The following is a 258-nucleotide window of genomic DNA, read 5'->3' on the forward strand; positions in this document are numbered from 1 at the left end:
AAATTATTGTAGAGAAAGTCAGATAACACTTATCTGCCATATTGATCTTTTGAGAAAACTGCTCAGTTTGCATTACGACCTCCTGTTTTCAACGACTCAGTTGAGAGAAGGTGTTTAGGCACTAATTCTTGATTGTTTCGTCCTTCGATATCACTCATCAATTGCATGATGCTTTCTATCGATTGAATCGAGAGCACGCCTTTTGTTTGTTCGAGCTTGATGGTTTCGATGATGTAGTCGTATCGTGCGCTTTCATAA

At 38.8% G+C, this 258-nt stretch carries 1 pseudogene; it reads right to left on the reverse strand.

Annotated features, from left to right (window positions below):
* Positions 1-62: 62 nt before the first annotated feature.
* Positions 63-258, reverse strand: a pseudogene (locus tag AB4496_RS06475) (TolC family protein); the annotation flags it as partial.

Origin of the sequence: Vibrio sp. 10N.222.46.A1 (genome assembly GCF_041473595.1) — a bacterium.
GTDB classification, from domain to species: Bacteria; Pseudomonadota; Gammaproteobacteria; order Enterobacterales; family Vibrionaceae; genus Vibrio; species Vibrio tasmaniensis_A.